Here is an 18,044-nt window from a genome sequence, read left to right as displayed (position 1 = left end):
CCGTGCCGCCGTCCCTAACGTCGTCCGTACGTGCTGGGACGGATGCGGAGGTGCACGGTGACGGCGACAGGACACGGGGACGAGCGGGCCGCGGGCGGGGCGGTCGTGCCCCGGATCGGGGTCGGTGCCACGGCGGTCGCGCTGGTGGTCATGGCGGCGCTCGCGTGGACGGCCTGGCCCGACCTGCCCGCGGCGATCGACAACGACGAGAGCGGGGTGGGACCGCACGGCGGAACCACGCCGAGGGGCCTGCTGGTCGCCGCGATGCCGTTGACGCTGGTGGGGATCGGGGCCCTGTTCCTGGCCCTGGCCGCCGTCGGCCACACCCTGCGCCCGCACCTGCCGGGCGCGCTGCGGGGATCGGCGCGGGGTACGCGGGCTGCCGGGGACGCGGTGATGGCCTCGATGGCGCTCCTGCTGGCACCGCTCCACGGGGTGCTCGTGCTGAACGCCGCGGGAGGGGACCTGCCGGTCGCGCTCGTGGTCGGGCTGTCCGTCGGGTCGGGCCTGGTGTTGCTCGGGCTCCTGCTGCCGCGTGTGCAGCGGCTCCGGACCCCGGAGGACGGCATCGGCCTGATACTCGCGCGCAACGCACGCCCGACCGGTGTGGCCGTGGCCGGGGTCGGGGCGGTCCAGATCGTCACGGTGTTCTTCACCGACGACGTGCTCCTGGCGAGCCTGCCGCCGCTCCTGCTGGTGCCCGCGATGTTCGGCGCCTTCGTGTGGCCGTTCCTGCGCCACGGGCTCCGGATGCGGGCGGCCGAGCGGGTGAACCGGGGGTGACGAACGGGTCCGGAGGGGCAGGGGCGTTCGTCACCGCCCGGTTCCCGGCCGTGTGATCAGAGCTTCGTGCTGTTCACGACGATGCCGTCGTGGTCGCTGTAGAGCCACTCGCCCGTCACGAACTCGACGTCGCCGAAGACGACCGGCTCGTCCAGGCGGCCGGCGGCGTCCTTCGCGGACTTGCGGGGGTTGGACCCCAGCGCCTTCACACCCAGGTCGAGCCCGGCCAGGGCGACGGTGTCGCGCACCGCGCCGTTGATCACCACACCGGCCCAGCCGTTGGCGACGGCGGCCTCGGCGATCATGTCGCCCATCAGGGCCGTGCGCACGGACGCGTTGCCGTCCACGACCAGGACCGCACCCTCGCCGGGGCTGTTGAGCACCTTCTTGACCAGCCCGTTGTCCTCGTGGCAACGCACGGTGCGGATGGGGCCGGAGAAGACCGCGCGGCCCCCGTACTGGCGGAACTGTGTCGCGCAGCTGCGCAGGGTGTCGCCGTGGTCGTCGATCAGGTCGGCCGTGGTGAAGGTCCCGCTCATGGGCTGCTCCGGATCTGTGGCAGGGGCTCTTGCACCCACCAAATTACTCACCGGTATCGCAGGTGGTCCGCCGTGGTCCCGGTCTCTTTCCCCGCACCCGAACACAGAGGCTCACAGGAGCCGCTAGTTTGGTCATACAGCAAGGCTTTCCCGTCATCCGCCCGTGGGAGTCCCGTCACCTCCCGACGGTGCGTCGCCCGCCCCCCCGTCCCCCACAGGGCGCGACCCTCCCCGCACGACCCCGATGGAGCATGATGATCTCCGAGATCTTCGCCGTCAGCGCTGCCTGGTCCCGATCGGTGATCGAGTTCGCCGACGGCCTCGACCCCTGGGTGCAGGGCGTCGCGGAGTTCGGCACGGACCTGCTGCTCGTCGCCTTCGCGGTGCTGTTCCTGGCCGCCTGGTGGCGTGCGCGCTCCCTCGGCTCGCGCACCGTCGGACTGGCGCTCTTCGCCCCCGTGGCCACGGTCGTCGCGTACATGGTCAGCCGCACCATCAAGGCCTTCTTCGAGCAGCTGCGGCCCTGCCAGGCCATGACCGACCTGAGCACCATCGCCACCTGCGACCCCATCGGCGACTGGTCCTTCCCCAGCAACCACGCCGCCATCGCCGGCGCCGCCGCGGCCGCCATCGTCATCACCTGGCACCGCATGGCCCTGCCCGTCGCGGTGCTCGCCGTGCTCGAGGCCTTCTCCCGCGTCCTGGTGGGCGCCCACTACCCGCACGACGTCACGGTCGGCCTGATCGTCGGCGCCACCGTCGCCACACTGGTCTCCCTGGCCATGGCCCGCCCGCTCACCGGGCTCGTCGACCGCCTCGCCGAGGTCGACCGCCTGCGCCCCCTGCTGCGCGCCGAGGACGCCCCCCGGCCCGCCGAGCCGGCGGAGGCCCCCGCACCTGGGTCCGACGCCCGCGTCTGACCCTCCCCACGCACACGTGCCCCGGGCCCCGGCCCGGGGCACTTCCTGTCGCAGCAGCCCCTGAGCAGGCGGGCGGCCGGGGTGCGGGGCGGGTCACGGACGGGCACTCCGGCACACCTGACACACTGGTGACGTGGGTACTCAACAGACTTCCGAACAGCTCTTCCAGCGGGCGAACGCCGTCGTGCCCGGCGGTGTGAACTCGCCCGTCCGTGCCTTCGGTGCCGTCGGCGGCACCCCGCCGTTCTTCGTCAAGGGCGAGGGCCCCTACCTCGTCGACACCGAGGGCCGCCGCTACGTCGACCTCGTCTGCTCCTGGGGACCGCTGATCCTCGGGCACGCGAACCCGGGCGTCGTCGAGGCCCTCCACGGGGCCGTCGACGCGGGCACCTCCTACGGCGCCCCGACCCCCGGCGAGGTCGAGCTGGCCGAACTCATCTCCGAGCGCACCCCCGTCGAGAAGGTCCGCCTCGTCAACTCCGGCACCGAGGCGACCATGTCCGCGATCCGCCTCGCGCGCGGTTTCACCGGCCGCAGCAAGGTCGTCAAGTTCGCGGGCAACTACCACGGCCACGTGGACGCCCTCCTCGCCTCCGCCGGCTCCGGCCTGGCCACGTTCGCGCTGCCCGACACCCCCGGCGTGACCGGCGCCAGCGCGGCCGACACCATCGTGCTCCCCTACAACGACCCCGAGGCGGTCGAGCAGGCCTTCGCCGAGCACGGCGACGACATCGCCTGCGTCATCGCCGAGGCCTGCCCCGCGAACATGGGCGTGGTCCCGCCCAAGGCCGGCTTCAACGCCCGCCTCAAGGAGATCGCGCACCAGCACGGCGCGCTCCTGATCCTCGACGAGGTCCTCACCGGGTTCCGTGTGAGCGCGTCCGGCTGGTTCGGGCTCGAGGGCGTGGCCCCCGACCTCGTCACCTTCGGCAAGGTCATGGGCGGCGGCCTCCCCGCGGCTGCCTTCGGCGGGCGCGCCGACGTCATGGACCGCCTCGCGCCCAACGGCCCCGTCTACCAGGCCGGAACCCTGTCCGGGAACCCGCTGGCGACCGCGGCGGGCGTGGCCACGCTCCGCGGCGCGACCCCCGAGGTCTACGAGCACATCGACCGGGTCTCCGCCCAGGTGGAGTCGGAGGTGTCCAAGGCCCTGGCCGCCGAGGGCGTGCCCCACCGGGTGCAGGGCGGCGGCAACCTCTTCACGGTCTTCTTCACCGACCACGAGGTCGTCGACTTCGACACCGCGCGCACCACCGACACCGCGGCCTACGCCGCGTTCTTCAACGCCATGCTCGAGCAGGGCGTGTACTTGCCCGCCGCGGCGTTCGAGGCGTGGTTCTTCTCCGCCGCGCACGACGAGGCCGCCATCGAGCAGGTGGTCTCCGCCCTGCCCCGCGCCGCGCGTGCCGCCGCCGAGGCGCAGAGCCAGGCATGACCCAGCACACGACAGGAAGACGTTCCCGATGACCACGACCACCGTCGTGCACCTGGTCCGGCACGGCGAGGTGTACAACCCCGAGAAGGTCCTCTACGGGCGCATGCCCGACTTCCACCTGAGCGACCGCGGCCGCGAGATGGCCGACATGGCCGCCGACTGGTTCGAGGGCCACGACATCGCCGCGTTGTACTCCTCGCCGCTCGACCGCACCCAGGAGACCGCCGAGCCGCTGCAGAAGCGCACGGATCTCCCCGTGACCCTCGACGACCGGCTCGTCGAGGCGGCCAACGAGTTCGAGGGCATGTCCCTGTCGGTGCGCTCGGTGCGCGACCCCTACGTGCTGTCGCGGGTCTACAACCCGTTCCGGCCCTCGTGGGGTGAGGCCTACACCGAGATCGTCCAGCGGATGGTCGAGGTCATCAAGGTCGCCCGGCGCGCGGCCTGGGGGCGCGAGGCGGTGTGCGTGAGCCACCAGCTGCCGATCTGGATGGCCCGCCGCGCCGCCGAGGGCAAGCGCCTCTGGCACCGCCCCGACCTGCGCGAGTGCAACCTCGCGAGCGTCACGTCGCTGACCTTCGTGGAGCAGCGCCTGGCCAGCGTCAGTTACGCCGAACCGGCCGCGTCGCTGTACGGTGACGGCCCCGGCGTGCCCGGCGCTTGACCCCGGCGCGTCCGCCCGCCCACGCGGGTGTGCGCGGACGCCGGGGCAGCTTCGTGCACCCCGCCGGTTGACGGGCGGTTGACCGGCGGGGTGGAATTTTTTGAGTGGGGCACCGTTGTGTCTCACGGACCGCGGACGCCTTTCCACCGCTCGTGGGAGACGGATCCGCGTACCCGCCGGGGAGCCCCCAGGGGCGTCCCGGAACCGCTTTCGTCTCCGTCAAGGAACGTGTCCCATGGCTCGTGTCGTACTCGTCACCGGGGTCTCCACCCCACTGGCCGCCGGGGTCGCCCGGTCCCTCAGCGGGGTCGCCGGCGTGCGCCGGGTGATCGGGGCGGACTCCTCCCCACCGGCTCCGGGTTCGGAGGGTTTCGAGTTCGCGCACGTGGACCTGCACGAGGAGAGCCTGGCCCGCATCGTCGCCGACTCCGGCGCCGACCTGGTCCTGCACCTGGGCCTGGACACCGAGCGCGGACCCAACCGTGAGAACCACGTGCTGGGCACCGTGCGCATGCTGTCGGCCCTGCGGCACACCGAGGGCGTGCGCCGCCTGGTCGTGCGGGCGGGCGTCACCCTCGACTCCGACGACGCCGCCCAGGTCGCGGAACACACACGTGCACTGCAGCGCCGCCGCCCCGAGATGTCGGTGGCCGTGCTGCGCTTCGCCAACCTCATCGGCCCCTCGGTCGACACCCCCCTCACCCGGTACCTGGACCAGCGTGTGGTGCCCACGGCGCTCGGCAGCGACCCGCACGTGCGTTTCCTGCACGAGGACGACGCCGCCGAGGCCCTGGTGCGTATGGCGCTGTCCGAGGAGGACGGTCTCTTCGACGTGGCCGGCGCCGACACCGTCCCGCTCTCGCACTGCCTGCGCCGGGTCGGGGGCCAGCGCCTCCCGGTCCCCGCGCGCGGGCTCGACGTGCTGCGCCGGGCTGCCAAGCGCGGGCGCATCGACTACGCCAGCCTCAGCGCCAAGCGGGCGGTGCACGCGGCGGTCAGCGGCCGCTCGATGGACACCGGGGCCCTGGAACACGCTCTGGGGTGGGGCCCCTCGTACAGCTCCGCGCAGGCCTTCGAGGACTACGCGGGGGTGCGCGGGCGCACACGCACCGCGCGCCGCGGCCGTGCGCACACCACACGCGGACACGGGCTGCGTCCGATCCACGTGCTGGCGCTGGCCCGCGCGACCCTGGGCCGCTCCGACTGAGCAGGTCCCCGGGCCGAAGGTGCCCTACTGCGCGGCGCGGTGCCGTGCCACCTTCAACGCCACCAGCCCCGCCGCTGCCCCCGCAGCGGCCGCGGGCACGGCGACCTTGACCGCGCGCCGGTGCCGGCGGAAGTCGTGCACCGGCCAGTGGTGCGCGCGGGCGTAGCGGCGCAGTTCGCCGTCCGGGTTGACCGCGTTCGGGTCCCCGACCAGCGACAGCAGTGGAAGGTCGTTGTAGGAGTCGCTGTAGGCCGAGCACTCCTGAAGGTCCAGCCCCTGTTCCCGGGCCAGCTCACGCACGGCCACGGCCTTGGCGGGCCCGTGCAGCAGGTCGCCGTTGAGCCGCCCGGTGTAGACGCCCCCGGAACGCTCCGCCTCGGTGCCCAGCGCCCCCGTCAGCCCGAGGCGGCGCTGGATGATGCGGGCCAGTTCCACCGGTGTCGCGGTCACCAACCACACGGGCTGCCCGGCGTCGAGGTGGCGGCGCACCAGCGCGTGGGTGCCCTCCCAGATCCGGTCGGCCATCGTGTGGTCGTAGATCTCCTCGCACAGCGCCACGAGGTCGTCCACGTCGTGGCCTGCGACGAAGGCCAGGGCAGATTCGCGGGCGGCGTTGATGTGGTCGGGCTGCTCGCTCCCGGTGATGCGGAAGACGGTCTGCCCCCACGCGAATCGCACCAGGTCGCGTGTGGTGAAAAGGTCGCGGGCTGCCAACCCGCGGGCGAAATGGTAGATCGACGCACCCCGCATGAGGGTGTTGTCCACGTCGAAGAAGGCGGCCCCGGGCCGGACGGATTGTGACACGTTCTACTCCTGGCTCGGGTGGGGAGGCGGCCCTCCGTCTTCGGGGGGAGGATCCCCGTGTGTGCTGAGCCTAAGGCCCCAGGTCGTCGCCGCACCGTCACAGGGTCACGCAGGAAAAACGGGTGATGAAGATCACACTTTTGAACCCGTGAGTAGCCCTCGTTCTGCGGGATCGCCCCTGACGAGGGTGCCGAATCAGTGCACGTGGTGCACATCCACCCACTGACGTGAAGCATCATTGTTCGTGATGGTGACGGTAGGACTGGCATTCATAAGCGCGTTGGTGGGCTGGAGCGGCACCGCCGCCCTCGCCGCGTACGCACAGCGCCGTCCCGGTGCGGCCTCGATCGGTTGGCTGATCGCTGCACTGGGCATGACCGTTGGGCTCAGCGCGGCCGTGATCGGCGCGATGTTCGACTTCGGCGAACTCACCTTCAGGCTGCTCCAGATCGGGGTCAGCCTGTTCGGGCCGCTCTACATGGCCTGGGGCGCCTTCGAGTACGCCGTGCGCGCCCCCATGGCGCGTTTCGCGTCGCGCCTGTTGCTGAGCGCCCTCACCATCGTCCCGTTGGTCGTGTTCGGCGTGGACCGGTTGAGCGGCCAGTTCGGCGCCACGTTCCCCGCCTTCTCCGACCACTACGACCTCATCCCGCGTGTCCTCCTCGGTGTCACCCAGGGCCTGGCCGCCGTCCTGCTGCTGACCGCCCTCGTGGCGGTCGCCCGCCGCCGTTCCGCGGTCAAGGGCCTGGACCTGGCCGTCGTCGGACTGGTCGTCCTGGGCACGCTGTTGTCCGTCGTCGTCGGCCGCTTCGGTCTGGACGCCCTCGGTCCGCTGCTCATGCTGGGTGCGGTCTCGGCCCTCTGGGGCGCCGCGGCTCTGGCCGTCAGCCCTCGCAGGGACCGCTACGAGGATGACGACGACTACTACTACGACGACGAGTACGACGACGCGGACGAGGACGACCTCGAAGACCCTCCGGAGGAGCCCGTGCGACGCAAGCGCCGCCACGCCGAGTCCTACGACGACCTCTACGACGGTCCGCCGCGTTCCCAGGCCTCCAAGGCCCGGGGCGTCATCACCATCTACACGATCGCCGACGGCCAGATGCCCGCCTTCGACCAGCTGTCGAGCGCCGTCGTGGCCGAGGTCTCGCGCAACGAGCCCGACACCCTGCTCTTCGCCTCCCACACCGTGTCGGGCGCGCAGCAGCAGCGCATCGTCTACGCGATCTACCGGGACGACCTCGCCCGCGAGGAGCACGAGCAGCAGCCGCACGTGCTCGAGTTCCAGCGCCGCAGCACCGGGATCGTCGTCGCCACCAACGTGATCGAGCTCTCCCTGTCGGAAGCGGCCGCCGGTGAGGGTCTCGCGGCTATGCTCATGCCGCGCTGACCTGCTCGGTACAGACGCCCGGTGCGGTCCAGGGCCGGGACGGGAAGTCTCGACTGAGTCACTTCGTCCTGGTTTGTCGAACCGTCCGGAGACTGAGAGCGTCGAAGTCCGGGTGAAGTACCGTTGCGACGGTTTTTTCTGACCGGTACCCGCATGGTGCCGATGGCGTGTGACCAAGACGGCCGGACCACCCTGCCGAAACGCGCGCCGGAGCAAGAGAGAGTGTTCTGGGATTTCCGATGCGTAAGTTCCTTGTGGTCTTCCTGATCTTCCTGGCTGTCGTGGTGGTCGTGGGCGATGTGCTCGCCCGCAGCTTCGCGCAGAACACGATCGCCTCACAGACCGCCCAGCAGATGAACATGCCGGAAGAGCCGGACGTGTCCGTCGAGGGCTGGGCGTTCCTTCCCCAGGCGATCAGCGGCAACTACTCCGAGATCAACCTGAGCGCCGACAGCGCCACGGTGGAGAACGTCGATGTCGAGCAGGTGCGGGTGAACCTCTCCGACGTCGACGCCCCGCTGATGGACCTCGTCAGCGGCGACCCCGACGTCACCGCGGGCGAGGTCGACGGCTCGGTCGTGCTCCCGTACAGCTACCTCAACTCCCAGCTGCCCGAGGGCGTGACCATCAACGACGAGGGCGAGGAGCCCCGGATGTCCGGTGAGCTCGCCATCACCGAACTGGACCTCAGCACCCAGATCTCCTCCGGTGCCGAGTTCGAGGTCGACGACGACACCCTCCACGTGCGGCCGGTCGACGTCGAGGTGGACGGCGCTCCCTCCCAGGTCGTCGACAGCGTCGCCGGGATGCTCGCTTTCAGCATCCAGATCCCGGACCTGCCCTACGGTCTGCACATCACCGACGTCGACCCGAACAGCTCGGGCGTCCGCGTCGACGGCACCGCGTCGGACGTGCCGATCATGGGCGGCGAGGCGGCCTGATCGGGATGGACGGCACGCAAGGGGCCGTGGGCGATGTGCTCACGGCCGACCGGGTCGGTGGCCCGCTCGGGGAGCGGGCCACGCTCGTGCAGATCTCCTCGGCCTTCTGCCAGCCCTGCCGTGCCACACGCAGGATCCTCGAGGACGTGGCCGACATGGTCGACGGTGTCGTGCACACCGAGATCGACGCCGAGTCCCACCTGGAACTGGTGCGGGAACTCGGTATCGCCGGGACCCCCACCGTGTTCGTGCTGGACGCCGACGGCCGTGTGGTGCGCCGGGCGGTCGGACAGCCGCGCAAGCCCGACGTGATCGCGGCGATCGGCGAGGCCGTGGCCTGAGGGGTTCCAGCGTCCCGGGTCGGCGTTCCGGGGCGGGCCCGAGGCACCGGGTTTCCCTTCTGAGCGGGCATCCCAGGGTGCCCTGTGATCCAGGCCACTAGTGACAAATTCCGGGTCGGGCCGGTAACGTCGCAGACGTGACTTCCTTGACGAGCGCGTATCTGACGAAGCGACGGGCAGTGGACTTCTGCCGCGTCGCCGGCGCGCTCTGTCCGTGTCCCTAGGGCGGTCGGGCCCCCGAGGCCCACGCCGAGCCGTGCCGACCGGTCATCACACCCGCGCACGCAGGGGACAGCATTCCATGCATGTCGTCACCGGCAGCCCGCGATCCCTCGTCGCGGTGCCCTTCTCGCAACGCCCCGGATCCTCCGCACGCCCCAGGCCCCACCGGCCCCGGGGGCTGTTTCCGGTACCCGCAGCGAGAACCCCTGCGCCCCCGCACGTGAGAGCCGAAGGCCACGGAGACCGCCCGGACCCCCGGATCATCCGCTTCCCGGGCAGCAGCCCGGAGAGCGCCAACACGTGACACCGCACCACAACACTGGAGGTTCCCCATGAGCCGCTCCGACGTCCTCGTGGACGCCGACTGGGTGGAGGCTCACCTGGACGACGACCGCGTGGTCCTCGTCGAGGTCGACGAGGACACGGCCGCCTACGACAAGGGCCACATCCGTGGCGCCGTCAAGATCGACTGGAAGACCGAGCTGCAGGACCCGGTCCGCCGCGACTTCGTCGACCAGGCCGGGTTCGAGAAGCTCCTGTCCAGCAAGGGCATCGGCAACGACGACCAGGTCATCCTGTACGGCGGCAACAACAACTGGTTCGCCGCCTACGCGTACTGGTACTTCAAGCTGTACGGCCACGACAACGTGCGCCTGCTCGACGGCGGCCGCAAGAAGTGGGAGCTCGACTCCCGCGAGCTGGTCGAGGAGGTCCCCGAGCGGGCCGAGACCGCGTACAAGGCCAAGGCCCAGAACACGGCCATCCGCGCCTTCCGCGACGAGGTCGTCGACGCCATCGGTACCAAGGACCTCGTCGACGTGCGCTCGCCCGACGAGTTCACCGGCAAGCTGCTGGCCCCCGCGCACCTGCCGCAGGAGACCTCGCAGCGTCCGGGCCACATCCCGACCGCGCGCAACATCCCGTGGGCCAAGACGGCCAACGAGGACGGCACCTTCAAGAGCGCCGACGAGCTGCGCGAGCTCTACACCGAGGCCGGGGTGGACCTCGACAAGGACATCATCGCCTACTGCCGCATCGGCGAGCGTTCCTCGCACACCTGGTTCGCCCTGCACGAGATCATCGGCCTGGACAACGTCAAGAACTACGACGGTTCCTGGACCGAGTACGGCTCGCTCGTGGGCGTCCCGGTCGAGTTGGGGGAGGCCGAGGCCAAGTGAGCGACAGCTGCGGAGCCCCCGAGGGCGGGGTCGCCCTCGCCGACGTGGACGCCGGCAACCAGGCCGTCATCCAGGGCACGGTGACCCGTGACGGGCAGCCGCTGCGCGGCGCCTACGCCCGACTGCTCAACGCCTCGGACGACTTCGTCGGCGAGGTGGCCACCGGTGACGAGGGCACGTTCCGTTTCTTCGCCGCCGACGGCGACTGGAAGGTGCGCGTGCTCGCCTCGCAGGGTTTCACCGGTGAGTACCCGGTGACCGCCGAGGTCGGCAAGGTCATCGAGATCCAGGTGAACGCCTGACACCTGTGCCGCGGGCCGCGGCCCGCGACGGTGTCGACGTGTGAGGGCGCCGGCGGGGACCCACGAGGTCCCCGCCGGCGCCCTTCTGTGTGCCTTCCCGCTCAGCCCTGCGCCCTGGGCGGGACCGTGTCGGTGGGGTCGGCGAAGGACGTGTGCCGGGCCATGGCCTGCTCGGTGAGGCGGAGTTGTGTCCGCCGGGCGAACCACCAGAACGTGCCGGCCCCGAGCCAGAAGAGACCGAGGCCGCCCGGCAACCAGGAACCCTGTTCGGTCAGTGGCCAGAGCGACGAGTTCAGGAGGAACCCCGTACCCGCGGCCAGCCCCAGCCACGGTGGCCACGGGTTCCCGTACTCGCGGTGGCGGACCCAGGCCATGAGGTGCACGGCACGGCCCTGGCTCGGATCGTCGGCGGTGTCTCCGCGGCGGATGATGCGCTTGACCTGGCGCCGCACGTCGGAACCCGGCGGTGCGAGCTCGTCGAGCCGGAACCGGGGGTGGTAACCGGCGCGCGTACTCACCCGCAGTCCGTGCCGCAGGTGCCATCGCACGTGCAGAGCGAGCAGGACGAGCGCGGTGGCCAGAGCCAGCACGGTGAGGGTGAAGTGGGCAATGTTCTCGAGGGAGGACACGGGGCTCCTGGGCCGGATGCAGTGGGACGGTCATCTCTCGCGCGGTGGTGGTGACGTGTCGGTGGGTTCCCATGGGGTCTCGTCCTCGGGATGGGTGAACGGCGCGTGCTGTTCCAGTGCGGTTTCGGTGCGGGAGAGCCGGAGCCGGCGGATCAACAGCAGGCACGGGGCGAGGACGAGCCCCGGTGCTCCCGCCAGGGACAGGGCGAGCGGGTCGGTCGGACCAAGCCCGATGTGCACGAGGTTGAGCGAGGTCCCGGCCAGGAGCAGCGCCAGCGCGGCGTGGTGGTACGGGTCCTCCGCGTGGAGGCGCCACATCCGGGCCGTGAGGTGCACGGCGCGGCCGAGGCCGGGATCGGTGGTGGTCTCCCTCCGGCGGACGGTACGCGCGGCCTGCCGTCTCAGATCCGGGGGAGCGACCTCGTGCAACCGGTGCCGGAGCCCGTTGACGAGCGCCCGCTCGGCCCACGTCCCACCCCCTCGGTTCCTGCGCTTCCACCGGATGGAGAGTGCGAGCAGCACCAGAGCGGCGAGGATCAGCCCGATGGAGGCGACCATGAGCAGGGTGCGGATCTCGTGGATTACGGTCATGAGCCCTTCCGGTCCCGGTGCTTCGCGGTGGTCGGCGACCGCCCGGGCACGGTCTCCCGCGGATCGCCCCACGCCACGTATGGCCGGTGCGCGTCGAGGGCCCGGCCGTAGCGGGCCACCATGCGCGGCTGGGCGACGACCATGCCGACGGCGAGCACGGCCGTCGCGAGCCCGGCGGCGGTTCCCCACAGGTACGTGGCGGGGTTGAGGCCGATCGTGCCCGCGAGCGTCACGAACAACAGGGCCTGACCCGACCAGGTCCAGGGGTTCCACCAGTAGATGATCCGGGTGGCGGCCAAGGCGTGCACGGCGGGGGCGAGTTCGGGGTCGTCGGTCCGTTCACCGGAGCGGACCACGGCCCGTGCCCGCCGATGGCGCCGAGAGGAGATCGGGGCGGTCTCGAGCAGCCGCGCGGACCACAGCTCGGTGAGACTGCCGTGGGCAGGGTGGCCGGGCTCGCCTCGGTCGTTGTCCCAACGGACCCCCTTGACCACGCAGACGATGCCGGCGAGGCAGGTCGGGCACAGCAACATCAGTGAGACGACGAGGAGGAGGGTCGGCTCGGACACGGGGGCTCCTTCCCGTGGGGGTACCGGTCACCGTGCCCGTGCTCCGGGGGCCAAACATCGGCACGGGCCCCTCTTCCCGGGCGTGTCGGAACCGCGGTCCCGGTCCTGTTCGCAGCGGAGGACGCCGCGGTTGTCCACAGGGGTGGACACGAGGGCTGGAAGACCGTCGCGGGTCCTGCTTCACTTGAGTCACTCAAGGTCGGACAGGAGGTGTCGGGACGATGTCCACCCCCTCACGTGCGCCCCGTGCGCGGACCTCACGGACCTATGTGGGATGGCGGCCCGCGGTCCTCATCCCGCACCCCGGGGAGGCCCCGCGCCGACCCGCCCCCGAGGACGCCGAGCCGCCGGGTGACGGGATGGCCGAGGTCGAACGCAGCGACGAGGCCCGCACCAACCGCCCCCTCTACGCCGCGTTGGTCGGGCTCGGGCTCATCGCGCTCCTGTGCCCGCTGCTGTGGGCGCTGCGCATCCTTCCGGGCATCCTCGCCCTGGCCGGGGTGTTCGCCTGCGTGACCATCGCCGCCCCGATCGCGGTCGCCCTCCTCCAGGGGCGCCACGTGGTCTCCGAACGGGTCCGCCGAGCCCGCGAACGCCTCGATGCCGAACGCGACGAACGCGACCGACTCCTCCGCGAACGCCAACGCGAGCACGCCGAGGCCTACACCGCATGGCAGAGCGCCTTCCGCGCCTACGAGGCCCAGCCCCACTGGTACGGCGTCACCGTGCCCGACGGCGTCGGCTCCGTGGTCGTGGCCGGCGGCACCGACGCGGGCTGGTCCGCGCTGCTCACCACGGTCGGGCTCTCCCGGCTGAGGGAGGGCGGCGACCTCACCGTCGTCGACCTCACCGGGCACGGCGTCTCCAGCGAGCTCGGGCGCCTGGCCCGACGGTGCGCGGTCGCGCCGCGGCACTGGGTGCTCCCGGCCGACCTCCCGCTGGTCACGCTCGGCACCGACCTCGACGCCGGCCAGCGCGCCCGCATCCTCTCTGCCGTGGCCGCGTCCGGGGGCGGTGCGGACAGCGCCGACGCCGACGAGACCCTCCTGCTCCGGCTCCTGGAGGTCCTGGGCCCGCACGCCGGCGTGGGCGAGATCATCGGCGGGCTGCGCGCCCTGCTCACCCGCGCGGACGACGAGGCCGGCGACGACCCCGCGCTGGCCCTGCTCTCCCACGACCGCCGCGACCGGGTCCGGGAACGCTGCGGCGACGACCCCGATGTGTGGGCGCGCGCCTGGGAACTGGAACGCCGCCTGTCCCCGTTCGAAGCGGTCGGCACGCGCGCCGACGCCGCGGCCTACGCACAGGTCAAGATCATCTCGGTGGACCGTGCCTCGGGGGAGTCGGCGGCCCGCTCCTACGGCACCTACGCCGTGGCGGCCCTCAGCGAGCTCCTGGGTGAGAGCCCGGACGCGGCCGGCGCCGCGGCCCGCCGGCGCACGGTGGTGGTGTGCGGGGCCGAGCGCCTGCCCGCCGATGAGGTCGAGCAGGTGCTGTCCGTGGCCGAGGACAGCGGTGTGGAGGTCGTGCTGCTCTTCCGCGACGCCTCCGGCGCTGCGCTGTCCCGCTTCGACGACCCGCGCTGCCTCCCGATGGTCATGCGCCCGGACGAGGGCGACGCCGAACTCCTGGCACGCGCCGTCGCCGAGCACCCCGGCCGGGACCCCGAACGCCTGGCCGTGCACCGGCTGAGCGAGACCGTCGGGGACGAGGCCGTCGCCGACGGGTCCGTCCGGAACCAAGAGGCCGACACCCACGACGAACGCCTCTTCCCCTCACCGCACACCGAGTCCGGGGCGATGGTCCGCAGCGCCGCCGCGGCCGTGGCCCCGCTCGACCTCCTGCGGCGTGTGAGATCGGCCACCGGCTGGGGCGAGGCGACCGCACGGGCGCAGGGTTCCGACGCCCCTCCCGGGGGTGCGGACGGGGACGAATCACCCGTTCGGACCAGCGGCACCGACGCCGCTGCCCTGCGAACGCTCCCCGCGACGGTGGCGTTGGTCCTCGACCCGTCCGGTCCTGTCCTGGCCGACACCAACCCGGGTATCCTCACCCTGTCCACAGCCACTCTGGCCACGGTGGACGACTCCCGGAACACCGGTCACGGCCCAGGCGTTGGGCACGGTACGTCCGACCGTGCCGACCAGGCCCGGCCGCGGACGGGGGAGCCGGCCACCCGCCCGCAACCGGCCGCCGGGCCCGAAGAAACGGGCACACGGCACGGAGCGGAACCCGAGCGGCACCCGGCCCCCGTGGGAGCCGACACCGGCCGACCACCGGAGCAGGTCCCGCCCAACCTCGGGCCTCCTCCCGAACGGTTGGACTGGCGGTCCTGACCGGTGGTGGACACTAAGCTTGGCCCGACCATCACCCAAGCCCCGGACCCCGGCGACACCGGGTGATCGAGCGACAGTGGAGAGTAGATGAGCGAGCTTCCCTTGCGCGCCCAACTGGCATCGGTACTGGGTAGGAGCGCAGCCGGCCTGTCCCGTGCCACCGGACGCGGAGACGGCTCCGTCATCGGTGGCCGCGTCGCGCTCAAGGTCGCGCCGGACCTGCTCGGCGAACTCTCCCGCGGCCGCCGCCTGGCCCTGGTCAGCGCGACCAACGGCAAGACCACCACTACGCGCCTCATCGCCCAGGCCCTGCGCGAGTTCGGCGGGGTGGCCACCAACGAGTACGGCGCGAACATGCCGACCGGCCACATCACCGCGCTCTCGTCCGACAAGTCGGCCGTCAACGGGGTCCTGGAGGTCGACGAGAAGTACCTCCCGCAGGTCATCGAGGCCACCCAGCCGGCCTTCGTCGTGCTCATGAACCTCAGCCGCGACCAGATGGACCGCGCCTCGGAGATCAACCTCCTGGCCAAGAAGTGGCGTACCGCCCTCGGCAAGACCAACACCCACGTCATCGCCAACGCCGACGACCCCCTCGTCGCGTGGGCGGGCCTGGGCGCGCCCAACGCCACCTGGGTCTCGGCCGGCCAGCGCTGGAAGGAGGACTCCTGGTGCTGCCCCGAGTGCGGAGGCCACCTCAAGCGCGACACCGACCCGTACTGGGAGTGCCCCGAGTGCGGTCTTGCGCGTCCGCGGACCACCTGGAGCGTGGACAACGACGCCGACACACTCGTCGCGCCCGACGGCCAGCGCATCAAGCTACAGCTCAACCTGCCCGGTGACGCCAACCGCGCCAACGCCGCCATCGCCGCGGCCACCGCGGCCGGGTACGGGATCCACCCCGAGCGCACCATCGACCGCCTCCGCGAGATCAAGTCCGTGGCCGGGCGCTACACCTCCGTGGTCACGATGGGCGTCGAGGTCCGCCTGCTCCTGTCGAAGAACCCGGCCGGGTGGCTGGAGTCGTTCGCCGTGCTCGACCCGCCGCGGGTCCCGGTGATCCTCGCGGTCAACGCCCAGGTTCCGGACGGCAAGGACACCTCGTGGTTGTGGGACGTCGACTACCGGGTCCTGCGCGACCGCCGGGTCTTCGTCATGGGTGAGCGCCGCACCGACCTCGCGCTGCGCCTGGAGACCGACGGGGTCCCGTTCGAGGTCGCCGACCGTGTCGACGAGGTGCTGGGGCGCCTGAAGTCCGAGCGCCCCGACATCACCAAGGTCGACGTCATCGCCAACTACACGGCCTTCCAGCAGATCCGCACGGCGTACGGCCGCGTCCAGTAGGGGAGTTCACCACCATGACCGACACCAGCAGCGCTCTGCGGATCGTGTGGATCTACCCCGACCTGCTGAGCACCTACGGCGACCAGGGCAACGTCCTGATCCTCAAGCGCCGCGCGGAACTGCGCGGGATCCCCACCGAGGTCGTGCACGTCCACTCCAGCGACCCGGTGCCCCAGCACGGCGACATCTACCTGCTCGGCGGCGGTGAGGACCGCCCGCAGATCCTGGCGGCCGAGCGCCTGCGCGCGGACGGAGGTCTGGCCGGAGCGGTGCGCAACGGCGGGTGTGTGTTCGCCGTCTGCGCCGGTTACCAGATCATCGGCGAGACCTACGGCGACGACGACTCCAACCCGCTCCCGGGTGTGGGCATCATCGACATCCGCAGCGGCCGCGGTGAGACGCGCGCGGTCGGGGAGATCGTCGCGGACGTCGACCCGGGGCTCGGCGTCGGCCGTATCACCGGCTTCGAGAACCACCAGGGCCGCACCGCGATCGGCCCGTCCGCCCGCCCGCTGTCGACGCTCGTGCGCGGGATCGGCAACGACGACCGGACCGAGGGCGCCTACCAGGGCCAGGTGCTGGGCACTTACCTGCACGGCCCGGCCCTGCCCCGGAACCCGCAGCTGGCCGACCTGCTGCTGCGCTGGCGCGTGGGGCAGCTGAACCCGCTGCCCCCGGCCTGGGGCGAGCGCCTCCACGACGAGCGCCTGGCCGCCGCCCTGCGCTGATGCGCTGAGCTGACGCGTTCGGGCCCCGCCCCGACGAAGCGTGTGCCTGTGCCCGCCGTGCCCTCCGGGGTGCGGCGGGCACACGTGTGTCGGGCCCTGGGGCCGGGACCCGGCCGGAGGCGCGGCTCACGCGGGCCCACGGAATGCGTCGGCGCCCTCCGTCGCTGTTGCTGACCATGAGGGCAATGGCACTGAACAACTACGGAACCGCCGACGAGCTCACCGAGACCGAGCTCCCCGACCCCAAGGTCGCGCCCGGCGAAGTACTCATCCGGGTCCGCGCCGCCGGCGTGAACCCCGTCGACTGGAAACTCGCCTCCGGCGGGCTGGACCCCGTCATGGAGGCCGGGTTCCCGATGATCCCCGGCTGGGACGTGGCCGGCGTGGTCGAGGCGACCGGGTTCGACGTCCCCGAGTACCGGGTCGGCGACGAGGTGTACGGCTACATCCGCAAGGACTGGGCGCAGAACGGCGCCTACGCGGAGCTCGTGTCGGCGAGCGTGCGGATGATCGCGCACAAGCCGCTCTCCCTCGACTGGAACCAGGCCGCCGGGGTACCGCTGGCGGCCCTGACCGCGCTGCAGTCCATCGACCGGGTCGTCCCGGTCTCCGGCGAGACGGTGCTCGTGCACGCGGCCGCCGGCGGTGTGGGCTCCTTCGGCGTGCAGATCGCGCGTGCCCGCGGCGCCCGGGTCATCGGTACGGCCAGCGAGCGCAACCACGAGTTCCTGCGCTCCCTGGGCGCGGAGCCGGTCACCTACGGGGAGGGCCTCACCGAGCGGGTGCGCGCCCTGGCCCCCGAGGGTGTGGACGCGGCTCTGGACTTCGTGGGCGAAGACGCGGTCGAGGCGTCCCTGCCGCTGCTCGAGGAGCCCGCGCGTCTGGTCTCCATCGCCGACCCGTCCGCTGCCGAACACGGCGGCCACTACCTGTGGGTGCGCCCCGACCACGACGACCTGGTGGAGCTCGGTCGCCTCGCCGACCGGGGCAAGCTGTCGGTGCACGTCGAGCGCGCGTTCCCGCTGTCCGAGGCGGCCGACGCCTGGCGCTTGAACCAGGAGGGGCGCACGCGCGGCAAGATCGTGCTCACCGTCTGATCCGCCCCCGTGGCCCGGGCC

At 71.9% G+C, this 18,044-nt stretch carries 20 protein-coding genes; 15 read left to right on the top strand and 5 right to left on the bottom strand.

What is annotated here, in order from left to right:
- The first annotated feature begins 57 nt into the window (after positions 1-57).
- On the top strand, positions 58-783 hold the full coding sequence (locus IDM40_RS08700; protein WP_235997439.1) for a hypothetical protein: 726 nt from the start codon (positions 58-60) through the stop codon (positions 781-783).
- Between the two features lie 56 nt (positions 784-839).
- On the opposite strand, the gene rraA is transcribed toward IDM40_RS08700, so the two are convergent.
- The gene (rraA, locus tag IDM40_RS08695) at positions 840-1,322 is read right to left on the bottom strand and encodes a ribonuclease E activity regulator RraA (protein ID WP_193121420.1); all 483 of its coding nucleotides are present in this window, start codon (positions 1,320-1,322) and stop codon (positions 840-842) included.
- A gap of 254 nt (positions 1,323-1,576) precedes the next feature.
- Between rraA and IDM40_RS08690 the strand changes: the two genes are divergently transcribed.
- The 4 genes from IDM40_RS08690 (at position 1,577) to IDM40_RS08675 (ending at position 5,548) form a co-directional block, all read left to right on the top strand.
- Positions 1,577-2,242 (top strand): phosphatase PAP2 family protein, encoded by a 666-nt coding sequence (locus IDM40_RS08690; protein ID WP_193121419.1) that lies wholly within the window; start codon positions 1,577-1,579, stop codon positions 2,240-2,242.
- A gap of 133 nt (positions 2,243-2,375) precedes the next feature.
- Positions 2,376-3,677: a glutamate-1-semialdehyde 2,1-aminomutase gene (gene hemL / locus IDM40_RS08685; protein ID WP_193121418.1), complete on the top strand. Its 1,302-nt coding sequence runs from the start codon at positions 2,376-2,378 to the stop codon at positions 3,675-3,677.
- 28 nt (positions 3,678-3,705) lie between these two features.
- Positions 3,706-4,341 carry a histidine phosphatase family protein gene (locus IDM40_RS08680; RefSeq protein ID WP_193121417.1) on the top strand — a complete coding sequence of 212 codons (636 nt, stop codon included), beginning with the start codon at positions 3,706-3,708 and terminating at the stop codon, positions 4,339-4,341.
- Between the two features lie 235 nt (positions 4,342-4,576).
- The gene (locus IDM40_RS08675) at positions 4,577-5,548 is read left to right on the top strand and encodes a Rossmann-fold NAD(P)-binding domain-containing protein (RefSeq protein ID WP_193121416.1); all 972 of its coding nucleotides are present in this window, start codon (positions 4,577-4,579) and stop codon (positions 5,546-5,548) included.
- A 24-nt stretch (positions 5,549-5,572) separates the two neighbouring features.
- On the opposite strand, the gene IDM40_RS08670 is transcribed toward IDM40_RS08675, so the two are convergent.
- Positions 5,573-6,352, bottom strand: a complete 780-nt coding sequence (locus IDM40_RS08670; RefSeq protein WP_193121415.1) for an HAD family hydrolase — start codon at positions 6,350-6,352, stop codon at positions 5,573-5,575.
- A 247-nt stretch (positions 6,353-6,599) separates the two neighbouring features.
- Between IDM40_RS08670 and IDM40_RS08665 the strand changes: the two genes are divergently transcribed.
- From IDM40_RS08665 to IDM40_RS08645, 6 genes are all read left to right on the top strand, one after another.
- Positions 6,600-7,745, top strand: coding sequence for a putative quinol monooxygenase (locus tag IDM40_RS08665; protein WP_193121414.1), 1,146 nt, complete (start codon positions 6,600-6,602; stop codon positions 7,743-7,745).
- A gap of 239 nt (positions 7,746-7,984) precedes the next feature.
- Positions 7,985-8,686, top strand: a complete 702-nt coding sequence (locus tag IDM40_RS08660; protein WP_193121413.1) for an LmeA family phospholipid-binding protein — start codon at positions 7,985-7,987, stop codon at positions 8,684-8,686.
- A gap of 5 nt (positions 8,687-8,691) precedes the next feature.
- Positions 8,692-9,027 (top strand): TlpA family protein disulfide reductase, encoded by a 336-nt coding sequence (locus IDM40_RS08655; RefSeq protein ID WP_193121412.1) that lies wholly within the window; start codon positions 8,692-8,694, stop codon positions 9,025-9,027.
- Between the two features lie 137 nt (positions 9,028-9,164).
- The gene (locus tag IDM40_RS28935) at positions 9,165-9,251 is read left to right on the top strand and encodes a putative leader peptide (RefSeq protein ID WP_394296524.1); all 87 of its coding nucleotides are present in this window, start codon (positions 9,165-9,167) and stop codon (positions 9,249-9,251) included.
- A 330-nt stretch (positions 9,252-9,581) separates the two neighbouring features.
- Positions 9,582-10,427: a sulfurtransferase gene (locus tag IDM40_RS08650; protein ID WP_193121411.1), complete on the top strand. Its 846-nt coding sequence runs from the start codon at positions 9,582-9,584 to the stop codon at positions 10,425-10,427.
- Positions 10,424-10,729 (top strand): DUF1416 domain-containing protein, encoded by a 306-nt coding sequence (locus IDM40_RS08645; protein WP_193121410.1) that lies wholly within the window; start codon positions 10,424-10,426, stop codon positions 10,727-10,729. The genes IDM40_RS08650 and IDM40_RS08645 overlap by 4 nt, the downstream gene beginning before the upstream one ends.
- Positions 10,730-10,830: 101 nt before the next feature.
- On the opposite strand, the gene IDM40_RS08640 is transcribed toward IDM40_RS08645, so the two are convergent.
- The 3 genes from IDM40_RS08640 to IDM40_RS08630 are packed head-to-tail and all read right to left on the bottom strand — an operon-like array spanning position 10,831 to position 12,518.
- Positions 10,831-11,358 (bottom strand): hypothetical protein, encoded by a 528-nt coding sequence (locus IDM40_RS08640; RefSeq protein ID WP_193121409.1) that lies wholly within the window; start codon positions 11,356-11,358, stop codon positions 10,831-10,833.
- A 30-nt stretch (positions 11,359-11,388) separates the two neighbouring features.
- Positions 11,389-11,949 (bottom strand): hypothetical protein, encoded by a 561-nt coding sequence (locus tag IDM40_RS08635; RefSeq protein ID WP_193121408.1) that lies wholly within the window; start codon positions 11,947-11,949, stop codon positions 11,389-11,391.
- A complete protein-coding gene (locus IDM40_RS08630) occupies positions 11,946-12,518 on the bottom strand; it encodes a hypothetical protein (protein WP_193121407.1) in 573 nt (190 codons plus the stop codon). Before IDM40_RS08630 ends, IDM40_RS08635 begins: the two co-directional genes overlap by 4 nt.
- Before the next feature lie 221 nt (positions 12,519-12,739).
- Here IDM40_RS08630 and IDM40_RS08625 point away from each other — a divergent pair, with 221 nt between their 5' ends.
- The 4 genes from IDM40_RS08625 to IDM40_RS08610 all read left to right on the top strand — a co-directional run bounded on the left by IDM40_RS08625 (position 12,740) and on the right by IDM40_RS08610 (position 18,023).
- Positions 12,740-14,854 carry a hypothetical protein gene (locus IDM40_RS08625; RefSeq protein WP_193121406.1) on the top strand — a complete coding sequence of 705 codons (2,115 nt, stop codon included), beginning with the start codon at positions 12,740-12,742 and terminating at the stop codon, positions 14,852-14,854.
- An 87-nt stretch (positions 14,855-14,941) separates the two neighbouring features.
- A complete protein-coding gene (locus tag IDM40_RS08620; protein WP_193121405.1) occupies positions 14,942-16,198 on the top strand; it encodes a Mur ligase family protein in 1,257 nt (418 codons plus the stop codon).
- Between the two features lie 14 nt (positions 16,199-16,212).
- A complete protein-coding gene (locus IDM40_RS08615) occupies positions 16,213-16,926 on the top strand; it encodes a type 1 glutamine amidotransferase (RefSeq protein WP_193121404.1) in 714 nt (237 codons plus the stop codon).
- 176 nt (positions 16,927-17,102) lie between these two features.
- On the top strand, positions 17,103-18,023 hold the full coding sequence (locus IDM40_RS08610; RefSeq protein ID WP_193121403.1) for an NADP-dependent oxidoreductase: 921 nt from the start codon (positions 17,103-17,105) through the stop codon (positions 18,021-18,023).
- The last annotated feature ends 21 nt before the right edge of the window (positions 18,024-18,044 follow it).

It is taken from the genome of Nocardiopsis coralli (assembly GCF_014892575.1).
Lineage (GTDB): Bacteria > Actinomycetota > Actinomycetes > Streptosporangiales > Streptosporangiaceae > Nocardiopsis > Nocardiopsis coralli.
The sequence above is the reverse complement of the archived record's forward strand: the minus strand, read 5'-3'. Positions and strand labels throughout refer to the sequence as shown.

Excerpts from the sequence above, each read along its gene's own strand:
- rraA (WP_193121420.1), bottom strand. The coding sequence starts at position 1,322 with ATGAGCGGGACCTTCACCACGGCCGACCTGATCGACGACCACGGCGAC.
- IDM40_RS08615 (WP_193121404.1), top strand. The coding sequence starts at position 16,213 with ATGACCGACACCAGCAGCGCTCTGCGGATCGTGTGGATCTACCCCGAC.
- IDM40_RS08635 (WP_193121408.1), bottom strand. The coding sequence starts at position 11,949 with ATGACCGTAATCCACGAGATCCGCACCCTGCTCATGGTCGCCTCCATC.
- IDM40_RS08690 (WP_193121419.1), top strand. The coding sequence starts at position 1,577 with ATGATCTCCGAGATCTTCGCCGTCAGCGCTGCCTGGTCCCGATCGGTG.
- IDM40_RS08620 (WP_193121405.1), top strand. The coding sequence starts at position 14,942 with ATGAGCGAGCTTCCCTTGCGCGCCCAACTGGCATCGGTACTGGGTAGG.
- IDM40_RS08680 (WP_193121417.1), top strand. The coding sequence starts at position 3,706 with ATGACCACGACCACCGTCGTGCACCTGGTCCGGCACGGCGAGGTGTAC.
- IDM40_RS08650 (WP_193121411.1), top strand. The coding sequence starts at position 9,582 with ATGAGCCGCTCCGACGTCCTCGTGGACGCCGACTGGGTGGAGGCTCAC.
- IDM40_RS08665 (WP_193121414.1), top strand. The coding sequence starts at position 6,600 with ATGGTGACGGTAGGACTGGCATTCATAAGCGCGTTGGTGGGCTGGAGC.
- IDM40_RS08675 (WP_193121416.1), top strand. The coding sequence starts at position 4,577 with ATGGCTCGTGTCGTACTCGTCACCGGGGTCTCCACCCCACTGGCCGCC.
- IDM40_RS08660 (WP_193121413.1), top strand. The coding sequence starts at position 7,985 with ATGCGTAAGTTCCTTGTGGTCTTCCTGATCTTCCTGGCTGTCGTGGTG.
- IDM40_RS08625 (WP_193121406.1), top strand. The coding sequence starts at position 12,740 with ATGTCCACCCCCTCACGTGCGCCCCGTGCGCGGACCTCACGGACCTAT.
- IDM40_RS08610 (WP_193121403.1), top strand. The coding sequence starts at position 17,103 with ATGAGGGCAATGGCACTGAACAACTACGGAACCGCCGACGAGCTCACC.
- IDM40_RS08655 (WP_193121412.1), top strand. The coding sequence starts at position 8,692 with ATGGACGGCACGCAAGGGGCCGTGGGCGATGTGCTCACGGCCGACCGG.